This window comes from Micromonospora sp. M51 (genome assembly GCF_018070305.1).
Taxonomy (GTDB): domain Bacteria; phylum Actinomycetota; class Actinomycetes; order Mycobacteriales; family Micromonosporaceae; genus Micromonospora; species Micromonospora parva.
Genome location: NZ_JAGPXZ010000004.1, coordinates 25608 through 32485, shown reverse-complemented (window position 1 = coordinate 32485; position 6878 = coordinate 25608). Strand labels below are relative to the sequence as shown.

General features: G+C 71.2%; 7 protein-coding genes. 6 read left to right on the top strand and 1 reads right to left on the bottom strand.

From position 1 onward, the window contains the following. The 6 genes from KBX53_RS00665 to KBX53_RS00640 form a co-directional block, all read left to right on the top strand. Positions 1-233 (top strand): AbfB domain-containing protein (locus tag KBX53_RS00665; RefSeq protein WP_210857454.1); only part of this gene is annotated, 233 nt, incomplete at its 5' end. A 29-nt stretch (positions 234-262) separates the two neighbouring features. Then, on the top strand, positions 263-1735 hold the full coding sequence (locus KBX53_RS00660) for an RICIN domain-containing protein (RefSeq protein WP_309140683.1): 1473 nt from the start codon (positions 263-265) through the stop codon (positions 1733-1735). A 129-nt stretch (positions 1736-1864) separates the two neighbouring features. Further along, positions 1865-2536 (top strand): hypothetical protein, encoded by a 672-nt coding sequence (locus KBX53_RS00655; RefSeq protein ID WP_210857453.1) that lies wholly within the window; start codon positions 1865-1867, stop codon positions 2534-2536. Positions 2537-2781: 245 nt separating this feature from the next. Beyond that, on the top strand, positions 2782-3153 hold the full coding sequence (locus KBX53_RS00650) for a hypothetical protein (protein WP_030330749.1): 372 nt from the start codon (positions 2782-2784) through the stop codon (positions 3151-3153). A 272-nt stretch (positions 3154-3425) separates the two neighbouring features. Beyond that, on the top strand, positions 3426-4136 hold the full coding sequence (locus KBX53_RS00645) for a ThuA domain-containing protein (protein ID WP_210857452.1): 711 nt from the start codon (positions 3426-3428) through the stop codon (positions 4134-4136). Further along, positions 4106-5224, top strand: coding sequence for a Gfo/Idh/MocA family protein (locus KBX53_RS00640; protein WP_210857451.1), 1119 nt, complete (start codon positions 4106-4108; stop codon positions 5222-5224). Before KBX53_RS00645 ends, KBX53_RS00640 begins: the two co-directional genes overlap by 31 nt. A gap of 131 nt (positions 5225-5355) precedes the next feature. On the opposite strand, the gene KBX53_RS00635 is transcribed toward KBX53_RS00640, so the two are convergent. After that, positions 5356-6855, bottom strand: a complete 1500-nt coding sequence (locus KBX53_RS00635; protein WP_030330745.1) for an FAD-dependent oxidoreductase — start codon at positions 6853-6855, stop codon at positions 5356-5358. Between the last annotated feature and the right edge of the window lie 23 nt (positions 6856-6878).

Here is a 6878-nt window from a genome sequence, read left to right as displayed (position 1 = left end):
ACCTGCGCCACTACGGGTTCGACTTCCGGTTGGAAGCCAACGACGGCAGTGCCGCCTTCGCCGCCGACGCCACCTTCCGCCAGGTCGCCGGCCTGGCCAACTCCTCGTGGACGTCGTTCCAGTCCTACAGCCATCCGGACCGCTACCTCCGGCACTACGCCTACCTGCTGCGGCTCGACCCGGTCACCGACGCGCAGAGCCGCGCCGACGCCACCTTCCGCGTGACCAGCTGACCCTGGTCCCTGTTCAAGGAGTTCCGACTGTGGCACCACATCGACGGGTGTTGTCCGCCCTGCTGGCCGCGCTGACCGTGCTGGTGGGCGTCGTGGTCGCGTCATCGCCGGCCACCGCGGCCACCAACCAGTTCCGAGGCATGAACTGGGCGGTTCTGGGTGACAACTTCAGCACCGGGCCGCTGGTCGTGCAGGGCCTGAGCTCGTCCGACAGCAACGCGACGGTGCGGGCCAAGGCCAACGCCCTCTACGACGACATGGCGTCCGCCATGGGCGTCAACACCGTCCGGCTGCCCATCAACACCCACACGGTGGGGACGGCGTGGTGGGAGGCGTACCGGGGTGCCATCGACGCGGCCACCGCCCGTGGATTCAAAGTCATCCTCGCCTACTGGGAGGACGGCGCGGCCTCCGGCGGCAGGATCACGAACCTCGCCGCGTGGAACGCGATGTGGTCCACCGTCACGAACACGTACGGCTCGAACACCAACGTCTACTTCGAGCCGATGAACGAACCGCACGGATACAGCTCTGCCGAGTGGCGCACCGTGGCGGCGAACTGGCTCAGCTACCACTATTCGGCGGTGCCCAGCCGGGTGCTGATCGGCGGCACCGGCTTCAGCCAGGACCTGCGCGACATCTGCAACGACAGCCGCTTCACCTCGACCCTGCTGTCCTTCCACCACTACGCCTTCTTCTACGGCGCGATGACCTACGACGCGTTCCGCAGCCACATCCAGACCCGCCTGGGCAACTGCGCCTCCCGTGCGGTCGCGACCGAGTTCGGCGCACCCATGAACGACGGCCGCAACTACGCCGACGCGGGAAGCACCGACAACTTCGTGCGCCACATCCGCGCCATGTCGCAGGTCATGCGGGACAACCAGATGGGTGGCACCTACTGGCCGGCGCTCGGCGGCAAGCCCGGCACCATCGGCTACGACTGGTACTCGATGTTCGCCCTCAGCGGCAGCGGCACCGACCTCAACCTGAGCATCCGCAACACCTCCGGCGCGGACCAGATCCGGTACGCGTGGGGCGACACCATCGGCGGCGGCCCCACCACGCCTCCGCCGGCGACGGGAACGTTCTACCGGATCACCGCGCGGCACAGCGGCAAGGCCATGGACGTCCAGCAACCGAACACCGACAACGGCGCGCGCGTCGGCCAGTACACGTACGGCGGCAACGCGTGGCAGCAGTGGCAGTTCCAGGACGCCGGCAGTGGCTACTGGCGCATCATCAGCCGGCACAGCGGAAAGTGCCTCGATGTGGTGGGCGCGTCGACCGCCGACGGCGCCGAACTCATCCAGTACACCTGCGGCGGCGGCACCAACCAGCAGTTCCAGCTGGTCACCAACGGCGGCTACTTCCAACTGCGGGCACGACACAGCAACAAGTGCGTGGACGTACCGGCCGCGTCGACAGCGGACGGGGTGGTCCTCAAGCAGTACACGTGCAACACCGGCGCGAACCAGCAATGGTCGCGTACCACCGTCTGACGGTCGTCCGGACAGTGCGGACCGGTCCGCGCCGCGGACCGGTTCCATGTCGGCAATCCGTCGTTGTCCGGGCGTCGGGCGGCTCCGTAGCGTCGCGGCTACGGAACGCTGCCCGGCGGAAGGACCCTGATGACCGAACTCGTCGCTCCGCAGCTCGTCGTGAACAGCAGAATGATCTACTTCGGTTGGCTGCCGGCCGACCCCGACGCGGTGGCCGCCCTGGTGCCTGACGGGCTCACGCCGGCACCGAACCGCCAGGTCTTCATGAACCAGTACGTCGTCGACGAGGCCGGGCAGACCTCCGGCTTCGGCGCGTACTCCCTGACGTACATCGGGCCGGACCTCGCCGGGGTCGACGCTCCCGACGGGGTCACGCCCGGTCGCTGGTGGACGCACTACGTCAACTCCAGCCCCGACGTGCGGGCGTACGCCGCCGCGCGGGGTGTGCCGGCGACCCCGGGCAAGACCACCATCGAGGTACGCGGGCATCGGCTGGTCGCCACCACCGAGGCGGACGGCGTACCCGTGATCAGGACGACGGCTCGCGTCGGGCGTACCGGCGACGCCGTCAACCGGGGCCAGCTGCGCTACCTCACCCGGCTGGACGGCCGGCTGCTCAGCGGCAACTACCCGTTCGTGGCGGAGCCGGTCGACCCGTTCGCCGTCGAGTCGCTGGAGTTCCTCGACCCCGACCACCCGGTGTACGCGCTGCGCCCGGCCGACCCGCTGGAGATCGTCTGGGGCTTCTACTCACCGCGCGCGTCGTTCGCCTATCCGGGCGGCGAGTCGGTGCTCGACTGACCCCGTCGCCTCGCTCGTCCCGCACGGCCCGCCCTGCGTCGTCCGGTACCGCCTGCGCGTTGCCGGACCCGGCTCGGGCGTGACACCGGCCCGCCCGACCGTTCACTGCCTGGCCTGTTGCCATTCACGATCCGGAGTGGGTCGCGATGCCATGATCCACACGGCCCACACCAAGATCGGTTGTGGGCCGTGTGGCGATCCGATGACGACGGGGCGCTCTGGCGCCAACAGGGAGGGTCAAGAACATGAGCAAGAGTGCGCTGGTCAAGAGGGTGGGTGTTGCCACGGCCGTGGCCGCCGCCCTCACCGTCACGATGGCGCAGCCGGCCTTCGCGGCAGCCTCGATCTCGCACCACCAGACGCAGGCGCAGGCAGACAACAACCCGGGAAGCGGGACCGCCTGGGTGTGGGTGTACTCCGGCAAGGAGCGCGAGGCGACCGGTGGCACGGTCGAGTACCAGTTGACGAACGGCGGCAGCGGCTCGCTGCAGGTCGGCCGGGGCCAGAGCGCATCGAAGGACCCGGGCAGCAAGATCAGGGCATTCCGTGCCTGCACCAACTACTACGTCGACGGCTATGACTTCACGGCCTGCTCCAGCTGGGCCTACTTCAGCTGACCGCCCCGCTGCCGGGTCGTGAGCACGTGACGTCCCGGCAACGCCGTGGCGGTCCAATCCGGCGGGACCGGCACCTCTGTGCCGGTCCCGTACCCATGTCGTCGGTGGCCCGCGTATGCAGACCGTGCACAGTGGAATTCGAAGGCCGACGGACGGCGGTTTGTCGGCGACCACGGGTACGGTGAGGTGCTCGACGCGCACGGGCATCGGCGGTGCGCCGCCGGGGCGGGAGCGGCCAGCCCGGTGGTGACGGACCGTGGGAGGGAGCGAGAGTGACGCAGCAGAGGGCACTGGTGGTTCGCGGCGGGTGGGAGGGGCACCAGCCGGTCAAGGCGACCGAGTTGTTCCTCCCCTTCCTCGAACGCAGCGGCTATGCCGTGCGGGTCGAGGAGTCGACGGAGGTCTACGCCGATGCCGCCGCGATGGCCGAGACGGACCTCGTCGTGCAGTGCATGACGATGTCGCAGATCACCGCGGAGCAGGTGGCGGGTCTCAGCGCGGCGGTCGTCGCCGGCACGGGCTTCACCGGCTGGCACGGCGGCATCGTGGACTCGTTCCGCGCGTCAGCGGAATACCTGCACCTGGTGGGCGGCCAGTTCGCCACCCATCCGGGCCTGGAGCCGTGTGAACGTCACGGCGGCCCGGAGGACAACTTCCTGCCGCACACGGTGCGCGTCACCGACCTCGGCCGGGAACACCCGATCACCGCGGGGATCGAGGACTTCGACCTCGTCACCGAGCAGTACTGGGTGCTGCACGACGACCTCATCGACGTACTGGCCGAGACCACCCACCCGACCCAGGCCTGGCATCCATGGCACCGGCCGGTCACCTCGCCCGCGATCTGGACCCGGCTCTGGGGTGCCGGGCGCGTCGTCGTGACGACCCCGGGGCACAGCCTGGACGTGCTGGAGCACCCGAGCGTTCGTACCGTCATCGAGAGGGGGATGCTGTGGGCGACCCGCACCGCGTCGGCGTCGTAGGTCTCGGGGTCATCTCCCACGTCTACCTGGACACACTCGCGGACCACCCCGAGGTGAGCATCGTCGCGGTGGCCGATCTCGACGCCGCCCGGTCGGCCGCGGTCGCCGCCGCCATCCCCGGCGCCGAGGCGATGAGCGTCGAGCGTCTGCTGGCCCGCCCGGACGTGCAGACGGTGCTCAACCTGACCATCCCCGCAGCGCACGCCGACATCTCGCTGGGCACGATCGAGGCGGGCAAGAACGTGTACGTCGAGAAGCCGCTCGCCGTGACCTTCCCGGACGGGCGCTCGACCATCGAGCGGGCCGCGTCGGCCGGCGTCCGCGTCGGGTGCGCGCCGGACACCGTCCTCGGCACCGGCACGCAGACGGCACGGGCGGCGATCGACGCCGGGCTGATCGGGCGCCCGATGTCCGCGTCGGCCGTCATGGTCACCCCGGGGCACGAACGCTGGCACCCCAACCCCGACTTCTACTACGCCCCGGGTGGCGGCCCGATGCTGGACATGGGGCCGTACTACGTCTCGGCGCTCATCCACCTGCTCGGGCCGGTCCGCGCGGTGACCGGAGCCGCCAGCCGCCTGCGCGCCGAGCGCGTCATCGGCTCGGGCCCGCGCGCCGGTCAGCGGATCCCGGTCGGGGTGGACACCCACCTCACCGGCGTGCTCGAACACGTCAACGGTGCGCTCTCCACGATCACGACGAGCTTCGACGGCGTCCAGACGACGGCCGCACCGATCGAGGTGCACGGGGAGGCGGGCACGCTCGCCGTGCCCGACCCGAACTACTTCGACGGCGAGGTCCGCCTCTTCGCCCTCGGCGACACCGAATGGCGCGCTCTGGAACCACGGGCCGGTTACGCCGACGGATCCCGGGGCATCGGTCTGATCGACCTGGTCAGGGCCGACGATCAGCGTCCGCCGCGCGCTGGCGGCGACGTCGCGCTGCACGTCCTCGAAACGATGACCAGCCTGCTCCGGTCGGCGGCGGAAGGCCAGCGGATCGAGCTGAGCACGATGCCGGAGCGGCCCGCTGCGGTTCCGCTCACTCCGGTCGAGCAGTGGAAGGCGCACCACGCGTACGGACACTGAACGGGAGCCTGGCAGGGGCACGAGCGGCGACGGCCGAAGCCGAGGCGGTCGGCGCGCGCCCGGCCGGGTCGGCGCGGGCTCAGCCGGGTCGGCGCGGACCGGCAGGGTGCGCTGGTGGCCGTGCCCGGTGGTCATCGTGCGTTGCCGAAGTGGTGGGCCAGCGCGGCGCGCAGCGTGTCGACGTTCCCGGCGGACCAGGCGATGAAGCAGTCGGGGCGCACGAGCAACGCGGCGGCGGTCGTGCCCTCCAGTTGCCCGGTGACCACGTCGACGCGGTCCCGCCAGGGCGCGGCGACGTCCGCGTAGGCGCCGGTGGAGTCCAGCAGCAGTGGCCGGGCGGTGCGGGTCAGCTCCGCGAGGCGCATCGGCCCGTGGTCGCCGTGCACGATCACGTCGGGGGCGCAACGACCGGCCAACGGGTCGGCGGGGTCGGCGGGGTAGTGGATGTCCGCGCCGGACATCAGCGCGGCGATGTGCCCGGTCACCTCCGGCTTGCGCAGCAGTTCGGCGAAGAGTTCCCGCAGGCCGGTGATCTCGTCGCCGGGGCCGATGAGCGCCGACTGCGCCTGAGTGGACATCACGACCCGTTCGGCGACGGGGCGACGCTCCGTCTCGTACGTGTCGAGCAGGCCCTGCGGCGCCCAGCCGCGCACGGTGGCGGCGAGTTTCCAACCCAGGTTGACCGCGTCCTGCAGGCCGAGGTTGAGGCCGGGGCCGCCGATCGCGGGGTGTACGTGCGCGGCGTCACCGACCAGCAACACCCGGCCGGCGCGGTAGCGGGCGGCGATGCGGGTGTTGCGGCCGGTCAACCGTCGCAGCAGGCCGGGGCCGTCAGGCGCGTCGAGGGGAATGTCGGCGCCGAGCACCCGGGCGACGCTGGCCCGCAGCTCCGCCAGGTCCATCGGGGTCTCGTCGTCCGTCGGTGTGTCGGGCCACTCCGTCGTGCTCAGGATCGCCGGGCGGCCGGGAAACGGGGCCCAGGCGATCAGGCCACGGGCGGTGCGGGTGTGCTGGAACGGTGGGACGACGCCGTAGCCGGGGACGCGCAGACCGCCCGTCTGGGGGTCGACTGATGACGCGGGCACGGTCACCGTGGCGGTGCGGGAGACCGACCGGTCGTTGGTGACACCGGGAAAGTCGATGCCGGCCAGACGGCGTACCGCGCTGCGGCCACCGTCAGCGCCGACGAGGAAACGGCAGCTGAGCCGCGTACCGTCGGCGAGGTCGACCTCGACCCCGTCGGGGCGTTGGTGGAGGTCGACGACCTCGTGGCCGCGGCGCAGGTCGACGCCGAGTTCGACGGCCCGGGCGGCGAGGGCGGCCTCGAGCTGGGCCTGCGGCACCCCGAGCACGTAGTGCGGGTTCTCCGCGAGCACCGTGAGGTCCAGCGGGAACGCGCCGAAGGTGAAGGCGGGTTGGGGGACCGGCGGGGTGCTCTCACCGCTGAGCCGCGCGTAGAGGCCGCGCCGGTCGAGCAGGCGGACGACCTGGCCCACGAGGCCGTTGGCGCGAGCTTCGCCGGTGGGCGCGGCGTGGCGTTCGAGGACGACGGGGCGCACGCCGGCGAGGGCCAGTTCACAGGCGAGCATGAGGCCGTTGGGGCCGGCCCCGACGATGACGACATCGATCATGACGATGATCCCTTCGGGGTGCG

Bases quoted from the DNA above. Each gene is read 5' to 3' on its own strand.
- KBX53_RS00650 (WP_030330749.1), top strand. From the start codon at position 2,782: ATGAGCAAGAGTGCGCTGGTCAAGAGGGTGGGTGTTGCCACGGCCGTG.
- KBX53_RS00655 (WP_210857453.1), top strand. From the start codon at position 1,865: ATGACCGAACTCGTCGCTCCGCAGCTCGTCGTGAACAGCAGAATGATC.
- KBX53_RS00635 (WP_030330745.1), bottom strand. From the start codon at position 6,855: ATGATCGATGTCGTCATCGTCGGGGCCGGCCCCAACGGCCTCATGCTC.